The organism is Thermoplasmata archaeon (assembly GCA_015063285.1).
In the GTDB taxonomy this organism is placed as follows: domain Archaea; phylum Thermoplasmatota; class Thermoplasmata; order Methanomassiliicoccales; family Methanomethylophilaceae; genus Methanoprimaticola.
This window is the reverse complement of record SUST01000013.1, coordinates 1-25942: the sequence shown is the minus strand read 5'-3', so window position 1 is coordinate 25942 and position 25942 is coordinate 1. Positions and strand designations below refer to the sequence as shown.

General features: G+C 49.3%; 31 protein-coding genes. 11 read left to right on the top strand and 20 right to left on the bottom strand.

The features are described from left to right. Positions 1-80 precede the first annotated feature (80 nt). Positions 81-2177 (bottom strand): hypothetical protein, encoded by a 2097-nt coding sequence (locus E7Z62_07220; GenBank protein ID MBE6522893.1) that lies wholly within the window; start codon positions 2175-2177, stop codon positions 81-83. Further along, entirely contained in the window at positions 2174-3352 is a 1179-nt protein-coding gene (locus E7Z62_07215; GenBank protein MBE6522892.1) for a DNA repair exonuclease, read from the bottom strand. Before E7Z62_07215 ends, E7Z62_07220 begins: the two co-directional genes overlap by 4 nt. Before the next feature lie 161 nt (positions 3353-3513). Here E7Z62_07215 and E7Z62_07210 point away from each other — a divergent pair, with 161 nt between their 5' ends. Beyond that, positions 3514-5337, top strand: coding sequence for a cobyric acid synthase (locus tag E7Z62_07210; GenBank protein MBE6522891.1), 1824 nt, complete (start codon positions 3514-3516; stop codon positions 5335-5337). Then, positions 5334-6167, top strand: coding sequence for a cobyric acid synthase (locus E7Z62_07205; protein ID MBE6522890.1), 834 nt, complete (start codon positions 5334-5336; stop codon positions 6165-6167). The genes E7Z62_07210 and E7Z62_07205 overlap by 4 nt, the downstream gene beginning before the upstream one ends. Here the strand turns inward: E7Z62_07205 and E7Z62_07200 are convergent, their stop codons facing one another. Next, a complete protein-coding gene (locus E7Z62_07200) occupies positions 6168-6359 on the bottom strand; it encodes a MoaD/ThiS family protein (GenBank protein ID MBE6522889.1) in 192 nt (63 codons plus the stop codon). Continuing rightward, a complete protein-coding gene (locus E7Z62_07195) occupies positions 6350-6934 on the bottom strand; it encodes a DUF4065 domain-containing protein (GenBank protein ID MBE6522888.1) in 585 nt (194 codons plus the stop codon). The genes E7Z62_07200 and E7Z62_07195 overlap by 10 nt, the downstream gene beginning before the upstream one ends. Positions 6935-7140: 206 nt before the next feature. On the opposite strand from E7Z62_07195, the gene E7Z62_07190 reads away from it, so the two are divergent. From E7Z62_07190 to E7Z62_07165, 6 genes are all read left to right on the top strand, one after another. Further along, complete coding sequence (locus E7Z62_07190; GenBank protein ID MBE6522887.1) at positions 7141-8490, top strand: citrate/2-methylcitrate synthase; 1350 nt, start codon at positions 7141-7143, stop codon at positions 8488-8490. 1 nt (position 8491) lies between these two features. Beyond that, positions 8492-8872, top strand: a complete 381-nt coding sequence (locus E7Z62_07185) for a hypothetical protein (GenBank protein ID MBE6522886.1) — start codon at positions 8492-8494, stop codon at positions 8870-8872. A 143-nt stretch (positions 8873-9015) separates the two neighbouring features. Further along, complete coding sequence (locus E7Z62_07180) at positions 9016-9561, top strand: NTPase (GenBank protein ID MBE6522885.1); 546 nt, start codon at positions 9016-9018, stop codon at positions 9559-9561. Continuing rightward, a complete protein-coding gene (locus E7Z62_07175; protein ID MBE6522884.1) occupies positions 9561-10667 on the top strand; it encodes a N2,N2-dimethylguanosine tRNA methyltransferase in 1107 nt (368 codons plus the stop codon). Before E7Z62_07180 ends, E7Z62_07175 begins: the two co-directional genes overlap by 1 nt. 53 nt (positions 10668-10720) lie before the next feature. Beyond that, entirely contained in the window at positions 10721-12025 is a 1305-nt protein-coding gene (locus E7Z62_07170) for an adenylosuccinate synthase (protein ID MBE6522883.1), read from the top strand. Positions 12026-12037: 12 nt separating this feature from the next. Beyond that, on the top strand, positions 12038-12358 hold the full coding sequence (locus E7Z62_07165) for a hypothetical protein (protein ID MBE6522882.1): 321 nt from the start codon (positions 12038-12040) through the stop codon (positions 12356-12358). Positions 12359-12440: 82 nt separating this feature from the next. Here E7Z62_07165 and E7Z62_07160 read toward each other — a convergent pair whose 3' ends face one another. After that, positions 12441-12812 carry a desulfoferrodoxin gene (locus tag E7Z62_07160; GenBank protein ID MBE6522881.1) on the bottom strand — a complete coding sequence of 124 codons (372 nt, stop codon included), beginning with the start codon at positions 12810-12812 and terminating at the stop codon, positions 12441-12443. A gap of 98 nt (positions 12813-12910) precedes the next feature. Between E7Z62_07160 and E7Z62_07155 the strand changes: the two genes are divergently transcribed. Then, on the top strand, positions 12911-13537 hold the full coding sequence (locus tag E7Z62_07155) for a hypothetical protein (protein ID MBE6522880.1): 627 nt from the start codon (positions 12911-12913) through the stop codon (positions 13535-13537). On the opposite strand, the gene E7Z62_07150 is transcribed toward E7Z62_07155, so the two are convergent. Continuing rightward, entirely contained in the window at positions 13538-14059 is a 522-nt protein-coding gene (locus E7Z62_07150; GenBank protein MBE6522879.1) for a flavodoxin family protein, read from the bottom strand. A gap of 87 nt (positions 14060-14146) precedes the next feature. Between E7Z62_07150 and E7Z62_07145 the strand changes: the two genes are divergently transcribed. Together E7Z62_07145 and E7Z62_07140 are read left to right on the top strand one after the other, a co-directional pair. Beyond that, entirely contained in the window at positions 14147-15205 is a 1059-nt protein-coding gene (locus tag E7Z62_07145) for an NAD(P)-dependent glycerol-1-phosphate dehydrogenase (protein ID MBE6522878.1), read from the top strand. Beyond that, entirely contained in the window at positions 15181-15633 is a 453-nt protein-coding gene (locus tag E7Z62_07140) for a UPF0179 family protein (GenBank protein ID MBE6522877.1), read from the top strand. The genes E7Z62_07145 and E7Z62_07140 overlap by 25 nt, the downstream gene beginning before the upstream one ends. Here the strand turns inward: E7Z62_07140 and purC are convergent, their stop codons facing one another. The 14 genes from purC to pylB form a co-directional block, all read right to left on the bottom strand. Beyond that, the gene (purC, locus tag E7Z62_07135; protein ID MBE6522876.1) at positions 15634-16536 is read right to left on the bottom strand and encodes a phosphoribosylaminoimidazolesuccinocarboxamide synthase; all 903 of its coding nucleotides are present in this window, start codon (positions 16534-16536) and stop codon (positions 15634-15636) included. It abuts the gene before it with no gap. A gap of 45 nt (positions 16537-16581) precedes the next feature. Further along, positions 16582-17247 (bottom strand): HesA/MoeB/ThiF family protein, encoded by a 666-nt coding sequence (locus tag E7Z62_07130; protein MBE6522875.1) that lies wholly within the window; start codon positions 17245-17247, stop codon positions 16582-16584. After that, positions 17244-17729, bottom strand: coding sequence for a CinA family protein (locus tag E7Z62_07125; GenBank protein ID MBE6522874.1), 486 nt, complete (start codon positions 17727-17729; stop codon positions 17244-17246). The genes E7Z62_07130 and E7Z62_07125 overlap by 4 nt, the downstream gene beginning before the upstream one ends. Further along, positions 17713-18252 (bottom strand): nicotinamide-nucleotide adenylyltransferase, encoded by a 540-nt coding sequence (locus E7Z62_07120; GenBank protein MBE6522873.1) that lies wholly within the window; start codon positions 18250-18252, stop codon positions 17713-17715. Before E7Z62_07120 ends, E7Z62_07125 begins: the two co-directional genes overlap by 17 nt. Positions 18253-18256: 4 nt before the next feature. Beyond that, positions 18257-18619 carry a hypothetical protein gene (locus E7Z62_07115; protein MBE6522872.1) on the bottom strand — a complete coding sequence of 121 codons (363 nt, stop codon included), beginning with the start codon at positions 18617-18619 and terminating at the stop codon, positions 18257-18259. A gap of 99 nt (positions 18620-18718) precedes the next feature. After that, positions 18719-19432 carry a 1-(5-phosphoribosyl)-5-[(5-phosphoribosylamino)methylideneamino]imidazole-4-carboxamide isomerase gene (locus E7Z62_07110; GenBank protein MBE6522871.1) on the bottom strand — a complete coding sequence of 238 codons (714 nt, stop codon included), beginning with the start codon at positions 19430-19432 and terminating at the stop codon, positions 18719-18721. Next, positions 19429-20028 (bottom strand): imidazole glycerol phosphate synthase subunit HisH, encoded by a 600-nt coding sequence (gene hisH, locus E7Z62_07105; GenBank protein MBE6522870.1) that lies wholly within the window; start codon positions 20026-20028, stop codon positions 19429-19431. The genes E7Z62_07110 and hisH overlap by 4 nt, the downstream gene beginning before the upstream one ends. Then, positions 20025-21074, bottom strand: coding sequence for a histidinol-phosphate transaminase (gene hisC / locus E7Z62_07100; GenBank protein ID MBE6522869.1), 1050 nt, complete (start codon positions 21072-21074; stop codon positions 20025-20027). Before hisC ends, hisH begins: the two co-directional genes overlap by 4 nt. Before the next feature lies 1 nt (position 21075). After that, positions 21076-21939 (bottom strand): ATP phosphoribosyltransferase, encoded by an 864-nt coding sequence (locus tag E7Z62_07095; GenBank protein ID MBE6522868.1) that lies wholly within the window; start codon positions 21937-21939, stop codon positions 21076-21078. A gap of 50 nt (positions 21940-21989) precedes the next feature. Continuing rightward, entirely contained in the window at positions 21990-22313 is a 324-nt protein-coding gene (locus E7Z62_07090; GenBank protein ID MBE6522867.1) for a hypothetical protein, read from the bottom strand. Beyond that, positions 22310-22645, bottom strand: a complete 336-nt coding sequence (locus E7Z62_07085) for a QacE family quaternary ammonium compound efflux SMR transporter (protein MBE6522866.1) — start codon at positions 22643-22645, stop codon at positions 22310-22312. The genes E7Z62_07090 and E7Z62_07085 overlap by 4 nt, the downstream gene beginning before the upstream one ends. A 6-nt stretch (positions 22646-22651) precedes the next feature. Further along, a complete protein-coding gene (gene pylD / locus E7Z62_07080) occupies positions 22652-23461 on the bottom strand; it encodes a 3-methylornithyl-N6-L-lysine dehydrogenase PylD (protein ID MBE6522865.1) in 810 nt (269 codons plus the stop codon). Continuing rightward, a complete protein-coding gene (gene pylC, locus E7Z62_07075; GenBank protein MBE6522864.1) occupies positions 23461-24615 on the bottom strand; it encodes a 3-methylornithine--L-lysine ligase PylC in 1155 nt (384 codons plus the stop codon). Before pylC ends, pylD begins: the two co-directional genes overlap by 1 nt. 5 nt (positions 24616-24620) lie before the next feature. Beyond that, entirely contained in the window at positions 24621-25676 is a 1056-nt protein-coding gene (gene pylB, locus E7Z62_07070; GenBank protein MBE6522863.1) for a methylornithine synthase PylB, read from the bottom strand. Positions 25677-25942 lie beyond the last annotated feature (266 nt).

Below are 25942 nucleotides of genomic sequence, written 5' to 3'. Positions count from 1 at the left end.
GTATGTGTGAACAGGGATAGTATTCTCCCTGTTTGAGACATTCTAAATCTTATATATAAATAAGAGGGAGTGTCGCTCCATCACATCGTTATGATGGAGATTTCTGGTTGTTCTTTGGCAATCTCCATTACATCGTCATCACAGGAAAACAGCAATACCTGCATCTCATCGGACAGTGCAGATAATGCCTCGATAGCACCCTTCTTTCTCACGTTGTCAAACGGCAGCAGAACATCGTCCAGAATGATCGGGATCTCTCCTCTCCCCATCTCCTTGGCGATAGCAAGTTTGATCGAAAGAAGGATCTGCGCGCGAAGTCCGGTACTCCATTGTTTGGGATTCTTTGGTTCACCGTTCGAGATCACAGATATGTCTGTGTTTCTGGGATCCAAATCCAAACGGCATGAACCATTCGTCATCAGCCCAAGATATCTGTCCGCAGTGCTGATTACATCTGGATGAACATTCTCATATAGGTCGGCACACGCATCTTGTACAATCAGAGATGAAACCAACGATACCGCCCCTTCACGTAGTACCTTGCCCTTTTCAGAGCTTACAGTGTACGAACTGTCGATCAGCGAATCTAGTTCTTTGGTATCCAGGATGTTTTTCATCATCTCTTCTATCTTTCCTTTCTCCGCACTTAACGAAGCATATTCCGACATATCGATGTCAATTTTGACGATATCTGGTAGAGGCCTATCGGGATCCAATCCGGATATTCTGATGTTGGACTCCAAGGTGGCTATGGTGGCCTTACAGGACCTCAGCTGCGCCGTGCTCTCGAAAGCTTTCTTATAACCCTGCTCTCCCCCGTATTGGGCGAGGAAACCCAGGAGTTTGTTATCTGCTTTGAGGTATTCGGTTCTGGCCGTCAAACAAGGCTCCCTGGTGGCATCCAGTGCATTCAGTTTGACAAGGATTCCGGCCATGTTTCTCAGATCAACGTCCGTGCTGATGGGTTCGATACGCAATTCGTTGGACAGAACCCTAACCTCAGCCTCATAATTGGAAATCCACGGATCAGGCCCCTCAGTTTTGATCGTCGTCTTTGTACCTCTCATTCTGAAATACACAAAGGCAATGACGGCCAGTATCGCAATATCAGCAACAATAGGGATGGTAACATCCAGTCCGGGAATTAGCCAAACAGCCACTGCGGCAATAGCCAATAACGCCATCAAAACAAACGGCATCTTTGAGTTTGAGACCTGGACATGTTCCGCAGGCCTAGATATCCGCGCATGGTATTCCGGTTGTCTATCTACAACAGACTGGATGCGTGGACGCAATTGAAGCAGTTTGCTCTCATCCTGTCCCGGCAGTGCATATATCTGCTGCCTGCGATTCTGCTCGAGTGCTTCATACGCGGCCTTCTTAGATTCGGCATCGTTTTTCAGGGATTCGTAAGTGTCTTGAGCACCGTCCTGCAGAATCGGGCCCTTCATCAATTCATCCCTCTTAGCTCTGCATGCCGTAAGACTGTCGAAATTCGATTTCTGCGATTCAACCTTGGAGTATTGATTGTTATTCTCGATGGCTTTCTTATTCGCATAATCTAACTTCTGCAGCCTTTCCTCCAATTCCATGCGTCTGCCGTTCAGTTCAGAATAGGACTCTACATGAGAACGCAACTCGCCGATCTTCTTCAGTATCTCATCCTCATTTCTTTGGATGGCATTGATGGCGGAAGGGGACGTCGATGTCTTCCCGATAAGCCTTTCCCAGTCAGCATCTATGCTCTTGATGACATCAGGCATAGATTCACCTCCGGGGATGGTCAGGAATTTGGACCTTATGTCACCGTTAGAAAGTGTAGCCATTTCATCCAGACCCTCTCTGTTCATTGCAAAAATGTTACGATACAGAACAGGCTCTATGTCAGAAACGCATTCGGGAGCATCCCCTTTATGTCCGGTCTTCCCTTCCATGAAAACTCTTTTTTCCAGTCCGTTTTCCTCATACACGATCGTACCTGAATCCGTCTTCATGCGTTCAGGATACGAGCTTTTATTGCTCTTATTGGGAACCAGGGTACAGCGGATGAATTCCATGGTGGTGCTTTTGCCAGACTCGTTGGGACCATAGAAGACATTGAGGCCTGGATTCAGATTGAAAGTCTTTCCTTTCAATCTCCCAAATGAATCGATGACTATGGACTTCAGCCTCATCATGCCACCTCCATCTTGGCAATGATGGACCTCATGGAATCCGAAACGATGCTGCGGATCTCTTCTTCAGTCATGGACATGTATATGTCACGATATTTCGCAGCATTCCTGTTCTGGCAGATGATATCGACGATCTGTTCCTTGGTCATTGACATTATCTTGTTACCGGAACGTACTATGGCAGCAGCCATGTCTTTACCGTCAGATCTGGATTCCAGATCGATGCTGGAAATCGTATTCAGCTTGATAGATGATATGGTACACCCTGTTGATGAGGAGATGGCTGAAGAAACGTCACTCGTCTTTATACGCAGCATTGTATCCAGATCACCACTTCCGACAAAGGTCAACCTGCATACTGAGGACCTGTCCACTTTACCAGATAGGTCCTTGATGATTTCGTTCAGATTCTTTCTTGTTATGTCTACAGACAGATCCTCCCATCTGTATTTGCTGGTTGGAATGAAATCTAACGATGAAACCCTCCCTTCTGAAACGGTGACTAGATAAGCACCTTTTTGCCCGGTCTCTTTGAAGCTGCGCCCTTGGATATTACCCGGATAGACAACATAAGGACTTGTGGACACAATTTCCCTCTTATGGATGTGCCCAAGTGCCCAGTAATCCACTGACTTTCCAATCAGGTCGGACATCTTGCATGGAGCGTAGGGATAACCTTCAGAGACCGAATCCAGATCGCAATGGATGCAGGCTATGGTGAACTTGTCCCCGCTGCCCTCGAGCATCGAAGCGAGGTTTCTGGTCTCGTGGGAAGTGGAATAGCTGATGCCGACGATCTCCACGCCATCGGTTATTTCAATCTTTTCTGGTTCCGTCCCGAACTCATGCACGTTTTCAGGATATGCTATCGCCCCATCCCAACTGGTAGCGCTGTCGTGATTGCCTCTGCATATGTAAACGGGCACATCCAATCTGTCCAGCTGATTTGAAAACCATGCTCTGGTAGAAGGCAGCTCATTGCTGTCATCGTAGACGTCTCCAGATATCACCAACGCATCGACGGATCTGTCAATAGAGATGTCGATGATACGTTCGAACGATTCCATCACAGACTTCCTCATCCTCTCGGCCATCTCCCCATTGTCCTGACCGAGACCTTTGAAGCGGGCTCCCAAATGCAGGTCTGCACAGTGCATGAATCTGAATACTTTTCCCATCGGGGAATAATCTTGTTCAGAGTATAAGAACGGAAGCAGAGGGTGCCCGAAAGTGGAAAATGATTTGCCCACCTATCCAGACAACATATCGTTTATAAGCTCTGCACTTTCGGCGACCGAATGCGTAATAACTGTATTTGCAGATACATCCCACGATTACCATGGAGAAGATTGCGAAGAAGGTCAATGACGAGATTAAAAGAGGGTGGCTCGGACCAGACCATAACTGCCCTTATCATCCGGCACACTTCACAGGCCAGGATTGTTCCTTCTGCTATTGTCCGTTCTTCCCATGTAATGACAAGACCTTCGGCTGGGAACTCCAGGGGAGGCACGGCCCCGTGTGGAACTGCTCAGATTGCCTGTTCATACACAGGACCCCAGTCGTCAAATTCATCTATTCGGAGATCGACCGCCTCGGTATCACCGACGCCAAGGATAAGCGTTTCAACGATATCTTCAAAGCAGCCAAAGAGAAGTTCTGGAAACCCGGAAAAGCGCTTATGGTGGTCGGTGCTACTTCCGATGCTGGAAAATCGGTCACGGTAGCGGCCATATGCAGGATACTCCACAACAGAGGATACCTGGTAGCTCCTTTCAAATCCCAGAACATGAGCCTGAATTCCAAGGTCACCAGAACCGGTGCGGAGATTGCCATGATTCAAGTGCTCCAGGCCAAAGCGGCAGGGATCACCAATCCCGATGCACATATGAATCCGATTCTTCTCAAACCGAAAGGGGATACCGTTTCGCAGGTAATGGTATGCGGCAAGCCGTTCGCCGATTACAATGTGGAAGGATACTACAACGATTTTGTCCCCGGGCCAGGAATTCAGATTGTGAAAGAACATGTGGATTTCCTCAAGGACAGATATGACTGCGTCGTCATGGAAGGTGCGGGTTCTCCAGCGGAGATCAACATCTATGACAAGGATATCGCCAATATGCGTGCCGCTGAGATTGCGGATGCCAATGTGATCCTGGTAGTCAATGTCGAATGGGGAGGCTCGTTCGCATACGCAGTAGGCACCATCGACCTGATCCCTGAGAAGGACAGGAAGCGTATCAAAGGAATCATTCTCAATAACGTACGCGGAAACACGGACAATCTGAAACCTGGCGCGGAAGAACTGGAGAGGATCACGGGCATACCAGTGATCGGCATTATCCCGCATGCCGATGTCGTGCTCCCAAGTGAGGATTCTGAGGCACTGAGGGGAGTACATTCCAAGGGAGAAGGGAGGTCCCTGATAGGGGTCATCAAGTTCCCGAGAATGGCCAACTTCACAGATCTGGACCCTCTTTTCCTCGAGGACGTCTCCACTGTCTTCGTTGAAAGGCCTGAAGACCTTAAAGGGGTCGACGCCATTGTTATGCCCGGAACCAAGAATACAGTCTCTGATTACATATGGCTGCAGGAGACTGGTATCGCTGATGAGATCAGGAAACTGTGGAAGAAGGTCCCGATAGTAGGCATATGTGGCGGATACCAGATGATGGGCAGGATCCTGGATGATTCCAACGGAATAGAGAACGGCAAGCCCCAGGTTTATGAGGCGCTTGGATTCTTTGACAACATCACGAAATTCGGAGAATACGATAAACAGATCATACAGAACGAGGGGGTTCTTGCAGTCGGAAACGGTGGCGAGATAACTGGATACGAGCTCCATATGGGAATCTCAGAGGTGAATGAGAAGCAGCCTCTGGTCATGCTGAGCAGATTCCATGCAGACCCCGTCCCGGAAGGTTCTGTGAGAGAGGCTGACCTGACTTTTGGAACCTATCAGCACGGCATATTCGATAAACCGGCATTCAGGAAGTACTTCCTATCCTTTGTCAAGCATGAAGGGGAACCCGTAGACACCAGCAACGCGGAGGATTACGATTCGATATTGGAGGAGAACCTTTCCAAGCTGGCCAAGGTATTCGAGGACAACATGGACATTGAAAAGCTAATGGAAATCGCAGGGGTGAAAGAGTGAGCATTCTTTTCTTGGGTACATCATCCGGTGCGGGAAAGACTACAGTGTGCGCCATGATGTGCAGATATCTGAACAGGAAAGGAATCGATGTTGCCCCGTTCAAAGGATCCAACCTGTCATTGAACTCGATAGCCACGAAGGATGGCGGGGAGATCGGTATGGGGCAGGCATTCCAAGCCTGGGCCGCCGGTCTGGACCCCGAGACCGATATGAACCCTGTTCTCCTGAAACCCTCTGGAAAGGGAGTGATGCAGCTTGTCCTCAACGGTAAGCCCTACAAGGACATAACAAAAGACTCCCCCATGGATCGCGAAATGGCCCTAAAAGAGGTGAAGAAAGCTTACGACAGGATGAACTCCAGACACCAACTCGTCCTATGCGAGGGTTCTGGTTCCCCTGTTGAGCTCAATCTCATGAAAACCGATCTGGCCAATGTCGGATTGATGAAGGAAACGGGAGTTCCCGCCGTTATCATTGGCGATATCGAAAGAGGCGGTGTCTTCGCTGCGATATACGGAACATGGAAGCTCATCCCTGATGACCTCAAGCCACAGCTCAAGGGATTCATAATCAACAGATTCAGAGGCGATGGTTCAATATTGGAATCCGCCATACGTCAGATAGAAACGATGACTGGTATGAAGTGCCTCGGCGTCCTCAGATACGAATATCTGAGATTCCCCGAAGAGGACTCCCTTTCATCTTCGGAAGGAAAGCTGGAAGGTAATGATGTCCATTCCGCATTCATCGCAAATCTGGATGAAATGATAACTCATGCGGAAGAAGACGGTTTCGACTTCAACCTCATGATGAGGATGGCAGGACTGTGATCATCCGCCGGATGCGACCCTCATGGCCTTGACGACCATTTCGTCCGCGATCACAGTGTCCATAGGGACAGGTTTGCCATCCACCAAGTACAAATAGGAATCTGGATGAAGACCGAGCTCCGTAACGGCTTGCTGTATCGTCTGACCGTTACGTACCTCGTTATCCTTCCCTGATACCTGAATCACTCCCATGTAGAGGTAACTTCGCTAGGAGTATTTACATCGATTGGAGCCACTTCTTCAGATTTGAATACGGGCATGATCTCGATATCGCATGATCCGTGGATTGCAGTCCAGATCTGTTCCCTGTAGTTGGGTATCCTCGGAAGCCCCTCATAGAACGCTTTGATGAAATCGTTGCTTATATCCAACAGATCTGTCCCCTGAGAGTACACGTACTGCCATGGACCGTTGTTGACGTATGTCATGATCTGGAGCTCCGAAGTAGAGAAGGTGTTGTAGTAGATTGCCACATCCATCAGGAGCTGGAGATCCTCTTTGTCGAAGATGCTTCTGTCGAACTCCTTGTAGACCTTGATAGGCATATTGCCGGAACCCTCGTAGTAGAACTCCAACCTAGTCAGTGCGGGGCCGGAAGGATATGCTCTGAATGTGTCCTCGATAATTGGTGTTCCGTTGCGGCATAGGCTCTCAACCTGTGCGAAATAGCAGAAGTACTGAACACGGGGCAGGTTCATCGGGTCTACGGAGCGCCCGTAGTAATCGATAAAAAAGTTGGCGACATCGATGGCGGAGTGCGTAGTCATGAGTTATCAATAAAAAATAGTGATTACTCAATATAAAACCTTGGATGTATAATCCAACTCAGGGACACTATAAATAGTCTATATGAGACACAAATGTTGATTTATGAATATTTTTGTACATAGACTTAAATTATCGAGGCAAAAAGGTCGCAACCCTTTAATTAAGAGTCGAATAATTCAGTAGTGTAAAGTCAGGAGTGAAACGTATGAAGAAGGAATACGTCGAGTTTATTGAAGCCAAACACAAGATGTGCGAGGAGAATGACAGTTTTCAGCCGACAGAGTATTCCAAATACGACGTGAAGAAAGGTCTGCGCGACGCACAGGGCAACGGAGTCATCGTAGGACTTACGGAGATCTCGCAGGTAGACGGTACAACCATTATCGATGGGGAGAAAGTGGAGTGCGAAGGCATCCTTCGCTATCGCGGATACAGTATAGAGGACCTTACCTCAGGATTCCTAAACAAAAGATACGGTTTCGAAGAGATCGCATACCTCATCATGTTCGGCAAGCTGCCCAACGAAAAGGATCTCGATGAGTTCAAAGAGATTCTTAATAAAAACCGCAAACTGCCGAAGACCTTCACTAGAGACGTCATCATGAAAGCGGCCAGTAAGGACGTTATGAACGCGATATCCAGAGAGATTCTGTTCCTTGCCTCATACGACGATGATGCACTTGACAACTCTCTGGACAATGTCCTGAGGCAGACCTTGTACCTGATCACAGTCTTCCCTCTTCTGACTGCCTACAGCTATCATGCTTACAACCACTACATAAACGGCCAGAGCATGTACATACACAACCCTGATCCGAATCTTTCCACTGCGGAGAATTTCCTACGCATGCTCAGGCCCAACAAGAAATACTCGAAGCTCGAAGCTGTGGTCCTGGACCTTGCCCTTGTCCTGCACATGGAGCATGGAGGAGGAAACAACTCTACATTCACAACAAGGGTCACGACATCCAGCGGTTCTGATACGTATGCCGTTGTTGCAGCGGCCATGTCATCATTGAAAGGACCTAAGCATGGAGGGGCCAACCTCAAGGTCATGGACATGATGGCCGATATCAAGAAACATGTCAAAGACCCTAACGACGAGGAAGCCCTTACAGATTATCTCAACAAGATTCTGGACAAAAAGGCATTTGACAACTCTGGCCTCATCTATGGGATGGGCCACGCCATCTACACCAAATCCGACCCCCGTGCTAAGGTTTTCAAATCCCTTGTGGAAGAGTTGGCCTTGGAGAAGAACCGTACCAAGGACTACACCTATTACAAGAACATTGAGAAAATCGCGCCCGGACTCATCATGGCTCATAAGCACAACAACAAGAGTGTTTGCGCCAATGTCGATTTCTACAGCGGATTCGTATATGATATGATGGACATCCCCAAAGAGGTCTTCACCCCTCTGTTCGCAACCGCCAGAATTGTGGGATGGAGCGCACACCGCATAGAAGAGCTGATTACATCCAACAAGATCCTTAGGCCAGCCTATATCAACATACACGAACCCAGGGATTACGTACCTATAGAGAAGAGATGATCTGTTGACAGACAGGGAATCACTGGCCAACGAAAGATTCAACTGCAGCGAGCGCGAGCGTGCTGTGTTCGAGGCCGGGATAAAACTTGCCACGATCTATCATCAGTTCGTCGGCACCCCTGTCAACATGGATACTGTTGAGGATTTGGAAAGAACGATCTCCAAAGCAATCGAGGTCCAGCCCTATGTCGAGTCTGCCAGAGTGAAGATACCTCGCACCTTCTTTACAAAGGGCGGGGACACATATTCATACGTTTCTCTGACTGGCGATATGATCGACGCGATAGTTGTAATCCGCCTGGGAGACACTAAAGTGACTGCCGAGATGAGATATGACGATATTTTGCAATATCCTCTTATGTATGTCTCATCCATCGAATGATGATGAAATAAGGGTCTAAAAAAGACACATTTGCAAGTAACTCTATAATGTTAATAGCGTTGATTTTTGCGGGTCTATGATGATATTTATAAATATTTTAGTGACCATTATTATGTAGCCAGTCTATTGACTGCGGAGACATCATGATTACTGATATCAAAATCGGTATAACAGGACTTCCGGGCTCAGGAAAGACCTATGCACTTCTTCGTGTCATCGAGATGCTAAAAGAAGAAGAGCTATTGATAGGCGGTATGGTAGATGAGCCTATCGAAGAAGGAAGGAAAAAGACTGGTTTTACTGTCAGGAATCTTTTGACCGACGAGAAAGCAGTTTTCGCCAGTACAGATATCGAAAGCAAAGTCGTCGTCGGTAAGCTAGGTGTCGACCTTTCTAAACTCGAAGAGGTAGGTGTCAAAGCCCTCAAAGAAGCCATCGAAAAATGCGACATCATCGTGATCGATGAGGTCGGAAAGATGGAAGTTGAGAGCGAAGCATTCGTAGAAGCCGTCAAGGAAACACTGGATGCCGATAAACCCATGATAATTACCCTTCACAAGAAATCCAGGAACCCGCTTTTACAGGACATCCGGAGAAGGGATGATGTAAGGATCTTGGAAGTAACCCCCACCAACAGGAACATCTTGCCATACAAGATTGTCCGTCTCATGCATGGGGAGAATGTTTGATGCCTGATGGAATGGTGATCCGCGAAGGATCCACAGATATCCTGGTCCCAGAGCAACACTCTTCGGGCGGACCCGGGAAAATCCAGGGAGGAGTATTCTTCAACGAACAGATGGCATTCAACCGCGATGTTAGTGTCATGTTCCTTCGTGCCGTAGGAAGGGAATTGACTGTTGCCGATGCCATGACAGCCACAGGCTCCAGGGCGGTCAGGATTGCTAATGAGGTCAAGGGCACACAGGTGACCGCCAATGACATCAGCCCAGACACGATACCCTATATCGAGGCAAACATCAGCATGAATAATCTCCAGAACTGCGTAGCATCTACTAGGAATCTGCACTCATTGTTCGCTGACGAAGCATTTGATTACGTGGACCTGGATCCATTCGGTTCCCCTGTACCCTTCATTCAATCAGCGATCTTGGGATGTCGCAAGAAGGGGATTCTGGCCATCACAGCCACCGACACTGCCCCTCTTGCTGGCGCACATGCACCCAAGTGCAGACGCAGGTATCAGTCCGAACCGGTAAGGGGATACATGTGTCATGAAGGAGGATTACGCATCCTTATGTGCTCCATCGCCAGAGAATTGGCCAAGTTCGACAGGGGAATGAAACCGTTGCTCTCATTCTATGCCGACCACTATTTCCGCACCTACATACAGATCGAAGAGGGAGCAGAGAAAGCAGACAGAATGATGGATCAGCTCGGTTATATGGAATACAACATGGAGACTCTTGAGAGGTCCACATCCAAGCACTACGACAGCATCCACAAATACGGTCCTTTCTGGCTTGGTCCTCTCCATGATCAGGAGTTCGTCTCAAGAATGGATGCAACTGGAATGGCTGCTGAGAAAAGATGCAGAAAATACCTTGACCTCTGGAAGAACGAATTGGACACAGAAGTTTTCGTCTATGATATGAGCGAGCTGTCATCTTACATCAAGAAATCGCCCGCGAAACTGGCCGATTTCATTGAACTTCTGAATGCCCACGGCAAAGCATCACCCACACATATCTGTCCAACTTCATTCAAAACTGATCTTCCCCTTAAAGACGTTTTATCTCTCTATATAGATGCTAGTCCCGACTCCAAGTCCTGACCGAGTAATCCCTTATATTCTACCTATCTCTATCCAGATTAGGTGCCTAAAACATGCCGAGTCTAGCTATCATCGGTTCCCAATGGGGAGACGAAGGAAAAGGAAAGCTCACAGATTACCTGGATGAGAAATCAGACCTCATCGTACGTTTCCAGGGAGGAAACAATGCGGGACACACAATCATCGTAGATGACAAGGTGTTCAAGCTCCACGGACTACCATCCGGAGTTGTAAGACCTGGAAAACTCGCAGTCATCGGTAACGGTGTCGTCGTCAACCTTGAAGAGTTGGGGGAGGAGATCAACCAGGTTCTCGCCAACGGAGGTTCGATCGACGGACTGAGGATCTCCGACAGGGCCCATTTGATCATGGGATACCACAAGAAACTGGACGGAGCTGAGGAGAAGTACCGCGGTAAGAACAACGTCGGTACGACCAAGAAAGGTATCGGACCCACATATCAGGACAAGATTGCTAGGATCGGATTCAGGGCAGGGGACCTTCTCGAGGATGACCTTCTGAAAGAGAAGATCTCATTCATACTCCCGTACAAGAAGGACCTCATGGCCATGATGGATGCCGAGCAGTGCAACTGCACTACCGAGTCCCTGTACGAGAAGATGGTGGGCTGGAGAAACCAGATCGGCAAGTACATCTGCGACACCTCCGTTCTGATCAACGATGCTCTGGACAATAACAAGAATGTTGTGTTCGAAGGAGCTCAGGGCGCCATGCTGGACATCGATCACGGTACATACCCGTATGTCACATCCTCCGCAACCTGCGGAGGAGGGATCTGTACCGGGTCGGGAGTCGCCCCCAACAGGATTGATAAGGTTGTCGGAATCGTCAAGGCATACACCACACGTGTAGGGGAAGGACCTTTCGTTTCAGAGATCCACGACGATTTCGGAATAGAACTCCAAAAGAAGGGCGGAGAGTTCGGTGTCACTACCGGAAGGGGAAGAAGATGCGGATGGCTGGACCTGGTCGTTGTCGAACATGCTTCAAGGCTCTGCGGATTCACATCCCTCGGAATCACAAAGATCGATGTGCTGAACGACATCCCTGAACTTCCCGTGTGCGTCGCATACGAGATAGACGGAGAAGAAGTCAAACACTTCCCTGCATCCATCGCCAAACTGAACAGGGCAAAACCCGTGTATGAGACTTTCAAGGGATGGAAAGGATGGGACAACACCATGGATGTCGTGAAAGCAGGCTACGACAACCTTCCCGGAGAGATGAGGGAATACATCGAGTATATCGAGAAGTACCTGAAGGTCCCTGCAGACCTCATCAGTCTCGGACCCGACAGAGATGAGACCATCGATCGTAAGAAAGACTGGTGGAACTGAGGAGTGATAAACATGTGTCCGACAATTTGCAATGTACAGGCCGGAGTCTGCGGTATGACCTCTAAGATCACCGCTACAGTGAGCGAAGACATGATGAGCGTTAACGTTGTCATTGAGAGCAACTGCCCCATGGTCAGGTCCATGTCTCCCATCGAAGGAGTCAATCCTTATGAGGCCATAGGAACCCCTTTCATAGAATCAGAGGTCTATAAGAAAGCCTCCGAGTGCCTTAAGCACACGGCCTGTCCGGTACCTTGCGGTATCGTCAAAGCTATCGAAGCGGAATCCGGAATGGGTCTGAAGAGGCCTGTCAGCATCTCTTTCGAAGAATGAATTTTCTTAAGGCGGCATGGTCACCATGCTGCCTTTCCATAATTAAAAATAAGAAGGAAAGCCCCAAAGGGGCTGTTTACATTCACTGATTCGATTTCCAAAGTCCGTGCTTGTTGCAGTACTCCCAAGCTCTGACCTCTTTTGCATCAGTCTTGAAGAAGGCCTCGGGAGCGTCTCCGGGTTTGAGGTACTTCCTCATCATGATACCGTCTGCGCAGATTTGGATGTACACGATGTAGTGGTCCTCGACCATCGGGTGAGGCGTCTCCTTACCGACCTTCACGAGGAATCCCCCGTCCTGCTTCTCGATGTAGGGGACATGCTTCTCATTCTTGAAATCGTCAGTCTTGGGCTCGACGATGACCATGTCCTCGCCGCAGCACTTGGGGGTGCAGGGGGCCTTGAAAACGACCTCGAAAGCGTTGGGGCATTTTGCGCACTTGTAGATTACCATAGTAATTACCTCAGACCCGAATCGTCTGCAATTCATAAAAGGATAACTTTGACATAGATGCCGTCAACCCCATATACGATGATGAGAATGGCCATCGCATGGAGATACCGGCATTCTACGCATCGTTTGAAGAGGGCAAGATGCTTGTCTCCGACGGGACCTTCTCATCGATAATGCCTAGAAAAGGAAGCAGGGCCCAAGACTTTACCGAGACTGTTTCTGGATGTCTTCCTATCGAGAACAAACCTCCTGTCACGATCATAGACTGCAACAGTTTCGAAGTAAGGGAGTTCTCTGAGAAGGTCATGAAACACCTGAAACTACGCAATACCGAGATTTGGTTCTTCACGTACATAGAAACGGTTGAGGATGTGTTCGATTCATTCAATAAGGATGCTTCGCTGGTCTTTGCACCGTATCACTTCATCAAGAATGATGCTGAACTCAGAGACATCTGCAGTGTGTCGGATTCTGTCGTTCCGGTCATATTCATACATAAAGGTCAGGCTGTTCTCCCCGGCGGAAAGAAGACGGATGTGATCAAGGTTCTAGATAAGCTGGTCAGCATAGGCTATTACAGGAATTGCGTTTTGGATATGGGCAGAAGCCTCGATGACTACACCTGGTCCATCATCAGGGAAGACTACCCATCAACGATACCTTTCGTAGATTCTGAAGATCAGGTCAAAGGATTCCAGACGCAGATCATCCCATACCTTCTGTGATCACCAGACGGATAGGAACTTTTCAACTCTGTCCTCCAGATCGCTAACTCCAGAATCGGTGTCCGGTATCTGAAGGGAACCTCTGTATTCCATACCGGTTGTTAAGCAAAAAGCACGGATTATCGTCTCTGTTATCTGAAAATTGGGTTGTTTGCTTCCGCCACAAAGCATCGATATGCAGTAATCTGGATGCGTAAGGTCCTTGTTGCACCAGTATGGCTGGAAACGATCCATCACCATCTTTAAGATGGAAGATGGGCCACTGAAATGAATCGGCGATGCCAAAACAATAAGGTCAGATTCCGAGAATGACCGGTAAATCGAAGACATTTCGTCCTCTATGATGCACTCCCCCTGAGCACATCCCTTGCAATCCCTGCAGTGGTGCAGATCCATATCAGAAGGATGGAAGAGAGAAACTTGATAGCCTTTCTTCTCCAATACTGCTTTGGCAGAAGAACACATCGCATAGGTCACGCCTCCTTCTTCTGCCGATCCGCATATGATGATGGCTCCGCTCATAGATGTGTATCAGAAAAGGGACTAATAACTGCTTTCCAGGCATTATTTTTATTAGTTAGCACCGATAAGGTATGCGGAGAGAGATAGATGGCAAAGGATTTCTTGAAGGAGAAAATGGTCTTCTTCCCGCGCAACGTTATAGCAGGCCACGATGTCTTGCGCAATGTCAAAGAGGTCTGTGTAAACATACACAGCGGTACCACGGGAACCATCATAACCGGAGAGAACACCGATAAGGTTGCTGGAAGAGCTGCCAGAGATCATCTCCAAGGGTATGATATCGATACTTTCATCACCGATAAAGCCACCGAAGAGAATATTGAAGAGGCCAAAAAGAGAATACAAGAATACGGTTCCACATTCATATTGGCCATAGGCGGCGGAAGCAAGATCGATATCGCCAAGGTCGTCGCCAACGACCTCAACATCCCCTTCATCAGCATTCCGACTTCGGCAGCCCACGATGGCATAGCATCCAACAGGGCATCCATCAAGTCGGACAAGGGATCGGTCTCGATCGAAGGTGCTTCCCCTATGGGAGTTATCGCTGATACGGAGATCATCTTCAAATCACCATACAGAATGCTGGCGTCCGGATGTGCTGATGTGCTTTCCAACTTCAGTTCGCTTCGCGACTGGAAACTTGCATACGAACTCCGTGACGAACACTTCAGCAGATCTGCATACGCTTTCGCTTACTACGCAGCAGAATCCATGATGGATGCTGCAGACTACATAAGGCCTAACCTCGAAGAGAGCGTCTGGCTTGCCATCAAACCGATTATAGTTTCGGGCATATCGATGAGTATCGCCAGGAGCTCAAGGCCCACAAGCGGTTCCGAGCATATGATCTCCCATACGATAGACCATCTGTATCCTGGCAGGGCCATGCACGGAGAGCAGTGCGGTGTCGCATCTATCGTTACCACATATCTCCAGAGAGGGGATTGGGAAGAGCTCAAGCACGCCTTGGTGAAGATAGGAGCGCCCACCAAAGCATCCGAATTGAATCTCACGAACGATGAGTTCATAGAGGCCGTGATCAACGCTCATAAAATCCGTAAGGACAGGTACACTATTCTAGGTGACAATGGCATTACGAGAGAGACGGCAGAAGACATATGCATCAGAACCGGGGTGATTTGATGGCCCAAATAACATTGATCGGTACCAAACAGGCAGCAGTAGGGACGGAGTTCTATTACCTCGGACCCATGGAGGAATGTGCTGACTGCAAGTACAACAAGGTATGCTTCAATCTTGAGAACGGCGCGAAATACAAAATCGTGGGCATAAGACTGCAAGAACACGAATGCCATGAATTTGACGGAGACTCGGTCACTGCCGTTGAAGTGGAGAAGATCTGTACCCGCGCATCCGTCGGAAAAAGACAGGCAATGGAAGGCAGCAAGATTACATACAAGGGTTCGGAGTGCAAAAATCTGTCCTGCGAGCATTATGGGATTTGTCATGCCATAGGAAAGATCCCGGGGGAGAAGTACACCGTCCAGAAGGTGGAAGGCGACCTCGACTGTCCCCTGGGAGAGAAATTGGTTTTGGTCGATCTGTTCTGATCAGAACTTCTCGCCGGTTATCCTCTCGAACATGTCGACGTAGAGCTTGCTCACGCGGTCGACGATCTCCTGAGGAAGTGCAGGGATGTCTGGTTCGGGCAATCCCTTCTCACGTGCATCATAGAGTGCTTTGTGATATCCGGTCTCACGATAGTACTGGCGGACGAACTCCTTCGAGAGCTGCACGATCTTTCCTTTCGCGAATTCGTCTGCGTCCCACCAGCGGTCTTCATCCAATGTTCCGAAGGTATCGATGACCATCAGCTTTCTGTCCTTGTCGAAAGCGAACTCCTTCTTTCCGTCGCAATGGATGAGTCCTCTCTTGCTGCATTCCCTGTCGATGATCGAATCGATCTTTAGGACGGTCCTCTTGATCTCCTCGAACTCCTCATCTGAAAGGCCGGCCATCTTCTTGGCCTCCTCATCGGTAAGGTTCTCGTCGTGGGCTTCAAGTTTCGTAGTGCACTCGATGAACGGCTTAGGAAGCTTCTCACCCTCTTTGACAATATGGTCCGAAGGGAATCCGAGATCCTCAGGCTTAACCTTACCGGACTTGATCCTGTCCATAAGAGAACCTGCGGCATAGTACCTGCAGATGACTTCCAGGGGAATCAGGTAGTTCTTTGTGTTTCCGTTGATCTTGCTGTAGTCCCTGATGATGTCGACCCTCTTCACCCTCATCCTATCTGGGGAGGGCTCACTGATATAATGGTTGTTGATCCCCTCTTTAGTAAGAAGGGTGAACCAGTATTTCGCCGTCCTGCAGAGCGTCTCTCCCTTGTGAGGCACCTGTGAAGGGATGATCTTGTCGAAGACAGAGATGTTGTTGGTGTAGGCGAACTCCAACGTATCGTCGTCCACCTTGTAAACTTCTTTGACCTTTCCGGTCATTATGTGCTCCATATCCTGAGAATCCCCTTACGGTAAATAAACATTTTATGGAAGTCATCAGAACTGGACAGAATCTGTAATCCAGCATTCCATATCCAAAGTGATCAGCTTACCCTCGTTTTCTGTTCCGAGGCCCGATATTATCTTTAGAACTTCCAAAGCCTCCATCGAAGCGATGATGGAGACGCCTGCTCCGACAGTTGGTATGATTCCTTCGGGATTCTTCATCGTCCCTATCATATCCCTGAGGCTCTTGGTCTTTCCGGGGATGCATACGGCGATCTGTCCTGTGAAACCAGATACCCCTCCATGAACAAGGGGTACGTTCATATTCTCAGCCAGATCCGACAGGATCATTCTGGATTCGAAGTTATCCAGGCAGTCCACTAGAATGTCACATCCTCTGAACAGATCCCCGTTCAACTCGGTCAGCGGTTCCGCATTGGATTGCACCTCTGCACTTGGATTGAGTGTAAGAATCCATTCGGCAGAGATGACGGATTTCGGTCTGTAATCAGATGCGGAATAAATGAACTGGCGATTGAGATTCGATAACTCGGGAGACTGATGGTCGCAAAGAATGAAATGGGATACCCCGGCGGATACGAGTTGTGTGATAACATTGACACCCAATCCTCCGCAGCCCACTACGCCCACTACTGCGGACATTATCTTCTGCTGTCCTTCCTCTCCGAATATCGGCAATTGTCTCTCGAACCTCATAACTTCCCCTCGACCAATTCGATTAACAGTTTGATCGCCTCAACGGCAGTCTGATTTCTAATAGATTGCCTATCTCCTTGGAATAGATTCTTTGTTACAACGACTCTGGGCCCGTCTGCCACCGCGATATAGACAAGTCCTACAGGTTTCTCCGGGGTCGCTCCTCCCGGACCGGCAATACCTGTAACCGAAACCGCTACATCGCTTTCGTACGCATCTATAGATCCTTTGGCCATCTCAGATGCCGTTTCCATACTGACGGCTCCATGATCCATCAAGGTCTGATGTTTGACGCCTAGAATGCGCTCCTTTGCATCGTTGGAATATGTCACTGCAGTCCCCAGAAAAACGTCAGAAGAACCTGGAACGGAGGTCATCATGCAGCCTATCATCCCACCGGTGCAGGACTCCGCCGCCGACATCCTGAGCCCTTTGGACCTCAAGGCTTCGATCAACTGTTCAGCTTCAGAGCGGGGCATCATTAACACCGCTGCTGATCTGCTTGATCCTGTTCACTCCGTCGATAGCGTCTATTACCTCTGCCACTGCCGAAGGAACGAGCGAGCGCCACTCCTCATCATTGATGATTCTGCGCCTGATTTCAGTTCCGGAGAAAACTTCCCTATTGTACAGCGGGGAATCCTTGACTTCAAAGCCCGATTCTTGGAAGAGACGCTTGGTCAAAGGATTGTTCGAATAGACTCTCCTGAAAGGCGGGACAAGTGAGACAACGTGGGCAACCCAGATGGGATATCTGTTCAGATCCTCTATCGGAACGATACTGTAATTCCCGATACCTTCGTCCCTGAGGGCCTTATTGATCATCATGTACCGCTCACCTGCTGTGAATGGGTTCTCAGGGGTATGGGAATACTGTGCGCTTCCGATTCCTATCGTCAGATGGTCAGATTCCTCTGCGCATTTGAGGATGACGTCCATATGGCCCTTATGCAAAGGCTGGAAGCGTCCAACGACCAAAGAGAAATTGTCATAATCCGATCTCATCTTTTCAACTCTTATCGATAGAGACGATACCTGGGGCATCCAAGAACGGCAGCTGATCGGGAGAGTATCCCTCGTATACGTACAGTGCCTTTATGAGACCGCTGTCCCTTGCGAATTCGCAAAGTTTACAGAGAGCCTCGGAAACCTGCATGCCCCTCATTACCTCTTCAGCCAATATAGAGATGAAGTCATAAAAATCATCTTTGTAAGAACTCTTATCGATAAGCTCATTACCGCCCCTCGTGCCTTTGATATACTGTGAAATCGCGGCACTCGTGACACCGAAAAGACGGGAGACCTCCACCTGCGTGAGCCCATGCTGATTCACTAGCTCTTTAGCAAGAGCTCCTTTACCTGTTGGCAACACATATGTCACAAGCATTTCACATGGTACTTTCACGGGGGGCTTCAACTCCTCATGGTCAAGGAATCTTTACAACCTTATAATCTCTCGTATTGGTATACATCATACTAACCAAGGCGTGTTCCATTCCCATGGCCTGATCACATCAGTGTACAAAGCTAATCCTACGACCGCTCCCTCAGCACCGGCGGCAGACAGGATCTTGGCATCCTCGAAGGAAGTGACTCCTCCTGAAGCGATAACCTTACAGGGACATTCTGAGATGAATTTCCTGGCCTGTATCTCATTAATTCCCTTCTTCTGTCCTTCGACATCGACATTTGTGTTCAAAACAGCGGCCAGCGGAAGGTCCTTGATCCTGTCGAACATATCCTCTATAGATATCTGAGCGGATTCCTGCCAACCTTTGATGGCAATCTTCCCCTCCTTTGTATCCATTGACAGAACTATCCTGCCCGGATGGCGGTCAGCCATCTCTGCCAGCCATTCAGGTTCCTTGACCGCTTTGGTACCGACGATGATCCTGTCGACTCCGGCTGAGACCAGGTCATCTATGGTGTCCGCATCCCTGATCCCTCCGCCGATCTCCGTGGGGACTCCGGCCTCCTTGGTGATCTGTTTGAAAACCTCTAGGTTGTTCTCCTTGCCGAATGCTCCGTCCAAATCAACCAAATGAAGATAGTCTGCTCCTTTGTCGACCCACATCTGGGCGACCTTCAAAGGGTCGGGCATTACGATCTGCTGACTGCCCGGTTTGCCTCCGACCAGCTGTACTACCTGATGGTCCAAGACATCGACTGCAGGGATGACTCTCACAGTTGACCCTCCGCGAATGATATGAAGTTACGCAGCACCTTCCTTCCCGATGCGCTGCTCTTCTCAGGATGGAATTGGGTACCGTAGGTGTTGTATTTCCTGAAGAAGGATTCGAACACTTTGCCTTCATATTCTGTTGTACCGAGGGTTATGCCTTCCTCCTTCGGATTGCCATAATACGAATGTACGAAGTAGAAATTGTTGTCGGGGATACCGTCCAAAAGGGGATCCTTGGATTCGACCTGATTCCAACCCATGTGGGGGATCATCTTGCAATCCAGCTTCTCGACTCTTCCTTTGAATAGCCCGAGTCCTGGGGATTGCCCCTCATCGCTGCCCTCGAACAGGATCTGAGTACCGATACAGATTCCCAGGGCGGGCGTTCCGGCCCTGAGCATCTCGCAGATCTCCTCCCTCACTGGGAGAAGCTTCTCCATCGTCCTGTCAAAGGCGCCAACACCGGGAAAGACGATGCATTCTGCATCCTTTAGGTCCTTCATGTCCCCTATTACCTTGACATTGGCACCACAGCTTTCCAATGACCTGCGTATGGAATACAGGTTGCCTACACCGTAATCTGTGATCGAGATGTTCAGCGGCATCCGGAGATCACCTCTTCGGCTTTCTCCAACAATAATGCGTTGTGCTCCGCTGTTCCTACGGTGGTCCTGATGCAGTTCTCGGTCCTACGTTTGGCTCCGAAATCACGTATGAGGACACCGCGCTGCTTGAGTCCGTCCACTAGGACCTTGTGGTCGATGGGCGATCTTGCGAGGATGAAATTTGAATCCGATGGGAACGTTTCGAAGCCCAGCTTCCTGAGACCTGAATCCAATTTGGGGCGTTGTTCCCTGACCATCTGTACGCTGCGCTTCACGAAATCCTGGTCTTTGACCGCTGCGATGGCTGCGCCTTCGCTTATCATGTTGAGCGAGTATGGGATCTTCACACAGATCATCATGTCTGCCAGTTTCTTATTGGATACTGCGTAACCTACGCGGAGCGCCGCCATTGCATATGCTTTGGAGAATGTCCTAAGGACCACCAGGTTGTCGAACTCCTCGACTCTGCTGACGAAAGGATTGTCAGAATACTCCGCATATGCCTCGTCTACCACGACAATCCCATTGAATCTGGACAGTACCTCTTCGACATCCTTCGGCCTGAAACAGTTGCCCGTAGGGTTGTTGGGTGAGGGCATTATGGCGATCTTAGCATCCTGCTTTACCATGGCATCTACATCAAGCTGGAAATCGTCTGTGAGATCGACTTCTATGGCCTTGCCTCCGTTAAGCTTCACGAAATAATCGTAAAGGGTGTAGGAAGGAACGGGGACCACCGAATTGTCACCCATGTCCATGAATGTCTTGAACATGACATCCAGCATCTCATCCGAACCGTTGCCTGCGATGATGTTATCGGCTTCCAATCCGTACAATTCTGCCAATGCCTGCCTCAATCCGTCGGAGTATGTGTTCGGATATCCGTTAAGATCCCAAGAGTGCTCCCTGAGATACTTCTCAGCTGCTGGGTTCGAACCGAGTACATTCGTGTTTGTGTCCAGCCTCAGTTCCCCGTGCAACTCTGGATTGTAGTACTTCGAGAAATCCCTGGTCGTGGACCTCATTATGTCGCGGTCCATCTCAGTTCACCAGTCTCTCAATAGGTGTCGTGAGGATTCCTTTGGCCCCTATCCTTTTCAGCTCGTTGATCGTTTTGAATACGTCCTTTCCGTCAATGACGGCGTGCACTGCAAGATAGTCCTTATTGCCGGCGATCTCGAGGACTGTCGGTCCTCCGATTCCGGGAATGATCTTCTCAACGACTTCCAATTTGTCTTTGGGAATGTCTGCCATCAGGTATTTTTTGTTTTCAGCGATGATGACGCTCTGGAATGAATCAACGACATCCTGTATTGCCTGACCGTTCTTAGCCATCGCATTCTTCGATGTAATGACGACTGCCTGGGATTCGATGATGCTCCCTACCTCTCTGAGCCTGTTGGTCTTGAGAGTGGATCCCGTAGAAACCAGGTCGGCTATGAAATCGGAAACGCCCATGTAAGGCATGATCTCACATGCTCCGGTGACTGTGATGATCTCGACTTTCTTACCCATCTTCTCAAAGTATTGCCTGGTCAGATTTGGGAATGATGTGGCGATCCTGCTTCCGTCAGGAATCTGCGACGCTTCTGTTATCCCAGAAGCTTCGGGGACAGCGACAGCGAGATGGCAGTATCCGAACTGAAGGTCGAGTATCTTCTCGAGATCTTTGCCTGACTCGGCAGTCTCATCGATACCGGTGATTCCCATATCGATGGCTCCTTCCGCGATGAATACAGGTATGTCCTGTGCCCTGACGAAGATAACCTCGATATCTTGGTTCTTGGCCTTGAGATAGAGTCTCCTTCCGATGTCCTCGCCCAAATCAATTCCTGACTTGACGAGGAGTTCGATGGTCCTCTCGTTGAGCCTTCCCTTGTTCGGTACTCCTAGTCTGAGTGTCATTGTCCTCGGGCGATACTATTAATAAAGGTATAAATAAAAAGCGCACCGACTCATTCCGATACCAGATTCAGCCCGATTATGCCGCCGATGAGTACCGCAAGGAAGAAGATACCCATCAGATTCGGTACATCGCCCATTATTGCGCTCACTATGACCGCTCCTATCGCACCGATTCCAACCCAGACTGCATAAGAAGGTCCCGTTGGAAGCCCTCCGTCCAGAGCCTTGTACAACAGAATGACGCTGATTGGCATCAGCACCAAGGTTACAACTGTCCAGAATGGATCTGTGAACGTATTAGAGAAACTCATTGTGGTCGCCCATGCGGTCTCAAAGAGTCCTCCGACGAATACGAATGCCCACAGCTTGTTCATCCTATCACCGTCGAAACTTCAAGGCCTACTACGCCTGCAATGATCATCGCTATGAACAGTATCTTCAGCCTATCAAGCCTGTCCTTGAACAGAACATAACCGACAATGACAGAGAAAACTGCCCCTAATCCGGTCCAGATGGAATAAGCTATGCCCAGGGACATACCGTCCTGCATAGCGAAGGCTATCGTCATCGGACTGAGGTACATGAACACCACAGTGAATACTATCCAGAATAACGAATGATTCTCACTGTACTTCTTCAGCCCGATGACCCAAACCGGCTCTAGAAACCCGCCGAAGATCACCCAGGCCAGTCCAATAAGGCTCATACTTGATCACTGGCGCATGGAGAACAGAGCACTGTTCACTGCCATCATGGCAGTACCGATCTCCAGAGGATCATGGATAATCGCCTTGGCCTTGCTCCTGGCCTCCTCATCGAAATAGTGGGGCACACCCGGAGTGGATACGACTGCCCCCTCCATGATGAGCCTTCCAGGGAATATCGCTGGAGCTGCGTTGAGTATGTACTTGTGCGAGGCAAGAGCGGATTCCACATCTTCGTATGCCTTTATTCCGAACCTCTGCTCCAGGGCCAGTGCCTTATCGAACTTTATGTCAGTCACAGAAACATTGGCGCCCCACGATTTGAGTATCTGGACAGCTTCTGTGCCTACCAGACCTGCTCCGATGACGAGGACATCCTTTCCTTCTACACCGCCTGCGGCGTTCTTGAGGGCCACAGCGTAACCCATGGCTGTACCCCATGAATTGTTCGTGGTCCCCGCGGTATGGACGTTGTATGCGACGAACTTCGCATCATCCGCCATCATTATCAGGTCCACATGGTCCCTCACCGCTTGATCGAATCCGTTGACATCTGTACCCTCGGTGACATAACTCTGCATGCCGAGGCGCTTAACTATCGCATTGACGGATTGGGAGAAACCTCCGATAACACCCATACCAGATGTGATGGGTATCACTGCAACCCTTATCCCGGAAAAATCCACATCGTGATCTACCCCGGCGCCTTCTAGGGCCAGCTGCTTAACGGTCTTACCGCACATCTTCATAAGTTTCGAATCCAGATCAAGGGTGTCGTCAGGCACCCCTTCGATCAAATCGGGCGTAAGTCTTGTCATCAGATCATCTCCGGAGTTCCATCCAGGAACTCGTCAATCGAACATTCGTCGAGTATTTTTTCAATACAGGAAGCAGCCTTTCTGTCGGCTTCCTCCTCAGTCCTTCCTTGGCTGATCAGCGTGGCGTGCCATTCCTTCTTTCCAGGAGCATAATCGGTTATCGAGTTGTCACAACCGAACAAACCGGGTTCGAATCTGGGGGCTTTGACATGACCGAATTCCTTCTCTCCGCTGGAACGGAGTTTACCGTCATTCAAATAGACATGGCGATATACAGAACAACCCTCGGAGGGCTTCCTGTCCTTTGGTTTCCCAAGGGCGGTAGTGACCAGCTCTTCCAAGAGGTTCACCCCTGTGGCAGCCTCTATTGCTGCTGGTGTCTGACTGGGGATGCGTGCATCGATCTCCAGAACCCTAAGTCCTTTTGGCGTGAGGATAGCCTCCACATCCATCAGAGCTGAAAGACCGATGGCCTCAGCTACATCTTTACCAATCTTAGCGAAGAGATCGCAATCCTCTTTCGACATGATGTTAGGATTGCAGCGTACCATCTTGCAGTCATAATTAGAATCCAGACATACCTCTGTAGTGACATAGGATTTGGCTGTTTTACCATTACCTATCACTTCAATGGATACACTCTTTCCGTGAACGAACTCCTGAATGACGGGCTCGTCATTAATACTCCTGATGAATTCAAGTCCCTTGTCCATATCCTCTTTGTTATGGGCTACGGTGACACCGACGCTCCCGCTCTGTGATGCGGGTTTGACTATAGCAGGGAATCCGCATCCGGGCCAAGGCTGAGGAAGGGGGACGCCAACTGAATCCATCACATCGTTGGATTTGTTCTTTGAACTGGAGATGTTGTATGAGGCCAGATCGAACAGAAGAGGAACGTCCAACTCATCCTTCATTGTGTCCAGAGTGGTAAGAAGGTCCATCTCCTCGCAAGCTGGTATGACTGCGTCACATGACTGGAAGACACTCTTTGCGCCTTTCGGATCCTTGACTGGATCGAGATTGACAGGTTCATCACAAAGGGACATCGCAGGAGCATTAGTCTTCCTATCCAGAACAACGGTCTCGTATCCGGCTGCTTTAGCGAGCAGAACGGCCTCCATGCCCTGAAGGGCACCTCCCACTATCGCTATCCTCATCAGGCCACCCTCTTGGGCCTGTGAGCTTCGAGGAATGACCTGTACTCTGCGGAGGATGCGTGATGGTGTCCCATATCCTCCAGCATTTCGAATACATGCTCGACCGAACGGTTTCCGTTCTCTATGTCAAGTTCATGCTGCGCGACACCCGCGAGATGCTTGCTGGGAGGCACTATCGATGTGACCACATTGGCTCCAGCGTTGATCCTTGTCTTGAGTCCAGCGATACCTTCTACATCGAGACTGCAAGGGATCAGTTTGTCCGGGTTGAGAAGCCTCATGATTGCAATGGCCTTGAGTTCCTCGGTAGAATCGTAAGGCGTGAAATCCTGCATTGGGGTTCCGGCCTGAGGAACGAATGTCATCGCCCTCACCTGACCGCAACCCAGGGAACTCATCTCAGCGATGGTTTCCGCCCTGTCCCTGACGCTCTCGCCCAGGCCGATCATCATACCATCCTCCGCCAGCAATCCCGCCTCCATTGCCCAGATCTTCTGATTCCTACGGTCGTCATAACTCTGGTTGAGCCTTAGTGAATTGAATAATTCTCTGTTATATGTCTCCTGATAACAGGCATACCAGTCAGCACCGGCATCCCTGACTTTGGTGAACATGTCATGGGGAAGAGCGCCTGGCGACGCCATGATGTTTATTCCAACCTCATCATGAACCGCAGATATGATGTCCAAAAGATTCTTGTAACCGTCCTTGTACATAAGAGGGTCCTCACCCATGGTAAGATCGGACAGGTTTATTCCCGCATCCTGAAGACTTGCGGACAGCTGGACGATCTCCTCTTTGCTCTTTCTGTAACGATCGATTCCAGAGTTTGACGTTCTATAATAGCAGAATGTGCAGTTGTTCTTGCAATATGTGGAGAAATACACGAAACCGTATGTGAAGATCTTCTTTCCAAATTCTTTGTCACGTACCCTTCTGGCAGCAGCGAACAAAGTGTCCAGGTCCTCCCTGCCGGTGGACGACATCAGTTCGAAAATCTCATCAACTGAAAGCTTTCCTTCCCTCTCAGCCTTTGCAACGGTTTCTGCAATCATCCTAATCAATCCAATTTGTATCCGTTAAGGTATGTTATGCTCTTTCCAGTCTTCTTTGCATTGCTCTTGCCGTTCTTCAGCATGAGCAAACGCTCGAGTCCGAAACCGATTCCCGCCCAGGGCTCATGAACATCGTGAGCAGGATCCAACTTGTGCGGCCCGATGGCTCCTGAGGCCACCTCGGTACCATTGATCTCCACATCAAGCGTTTCAACGTAGACATCCGATTCCTCACGGGAGGTCGTGTATTCCACACCGACGGCATC

Coding starts and splice junctions, on each gene's coding strand:
- E7Z62_07085 (MBE6522866.1), bottom strand. CDS start 22,645: ATGAGCCTTATTGGACTGGCCTGGGTGATCTTCGGCGGGTTTCTAGAG.
- E7Z62_07215 (MBE6522892.1), bottom strand. CDS start 3,352: ATGGGAAAAGTATTCAGATTCATGCACTGTGCAGACCTGCATTTGGGA.
- E7Z62_07145 (MBE6522878.1), top strand. CDS start 14,147: ATGGCAAAGGATTTCTTGAAGGAGAAAATGGTCTTCTTCCCGCGCAAC.
- pylD (MBE6522865.1), bottom strand. CDS start 23,461: ATGACAAGACTTACGCCCGATTTGATCGAAGGGGTGCCTGACGACACC.
- E7Z62_07120 (MBE6522873.1), bottom strand. CDS start 18,252: ATGAGATCGGATTATGACAATTTCTCTTTGGTCGTTGGACGCTTCCAG.
- E7Z62_07210 (MBE6522891.1), top strand. CDS start 3,514: ATGGAGAAGATTGCGAAGAAGGTCAATGACGAGATTAAAAGAGGGTGG.
- E7Z62_07180 (MBE6522885.1), top strand. CDS start 9,016: ATGATTACTGATATCAAAATCGGTATAACAGGACTTCCGGGCTCAGGA.
- E7Z62_07140 (MBE6522877.1), top strand. CDS start 15,181: ATGCATCAGAACCGGGGTGATTTGATGGCCCAAATAACATTGATCGGT.
- E7Z62_07195 (MBE6522888.1), bottom strand. CDS start 6,934: ATGACTACGCACTCCGCCATCGATGTCGCCAACTTTTTTATCGATTAC.
- E7Z62_07090 (MBE6522867.1), bottom strand. CDS start 22,313: ATGAACAAGCTGTGGGCATTCGTATTCGTCGGAGGACTCTTTGAGACC.
- E7Z62_07190 (MBE6522887.1), top strand. CDS start 7,141: ATGAAGAAGGAATACGTCGAGTTTATTGAAGCCAAACACAAGATGTGC.
- E7Z62_07170 (MBE6522883.1), top strand. CDS start 10,721: ATGCCGAGTCTAGCTATCATCGGTTCCCAATGGGGAGACGAAGGAAAA.
- hisC (MBE6522869.1), bottom strand. CDS start 21,074: ATGGACCGCGACATAATGAGGTCCACGACCAGGGATTTCTCGAAGTAC.
- E7Z62_07095 (MBE6522868.1), bottom strand. CDS start 21,939: ATGACACTCAGACTAGGAGTACCGAACAAGGGAAGGCTCAACGAGAGG.
- E7Z62_07200 (MBE6522889.1), bottom strand. CDS start 6,359: ATGGGAGTGATTCAGGTATCAGGGAAGGATAACGAGGTACGTAACGGT.
- E7Z62_07155 (MBE6522880.1), top strand. CDS start 12,911: ATGGAGATACCGGCATTCTACGCATCGTTTGAAGAGGGCAAGATGCTT.
- purC (MBE6522876.1), bottom strand. CDS start 16,536: ATGGAGCACATAATGACCGGAAAGGTCAAAGAAGTTTACAAGGTGGAC.
- E7Z62_07160 (MBE6522881.1), bottom strand. CDS start 12,812: ATGGTAATCTACAAGTGCGCAAAATGCCCCAACGCTTTCGAGGTCGTT.
- E7Z62_07165 (MBE6522882.1), top strand. CDS start 12,038: ATGTGTCCGACAATTTGCAATGTACAGGCCGGAGTCTGCGGTATGACC.
- E7Z62_07150 (MBE6522879.1), bottom strand. CDS start 14,059: ATGAGCGGAGCCATCATCATATGCGGATCGGCAGAAGAAGGAGGCGTG.
- E7Z62_07220 (MBE6522893.1), bottom strand. CDS start 2,177: ATGATGAGGCTGAAGTCCATAGTCATCGATTCATTTGGGAGATTGAAA.
- E7Z62_07175 (MBE6522884.1), top strand. CDS start 9,561: ATGCCTGATGGAATGGTGATCCGCGAAGGATCCACAGATATCCTGGTC.
- pylB (MBE6522863.1), bottom strand. CDS start 25,676: ATGATTGCAGAAACCGTTGCAAAGGCTGAGAGGGAAGGAAAGCTTTCA.
- E7Z62_07130 (MBE6522875.1), bottom strand. CDS start 17,247: ATGAGGTTCGAGAGACAATTGCCGATATTCGGAGAGGAAGGACAGCAG.
- E7Z62_07125 (MBE6522874.1), bottom strand. CDS start 17,729: ATGATGCCCCGCTCTGAAGCTGAACAGTTGATCGAAGCCTTGAGGTCC.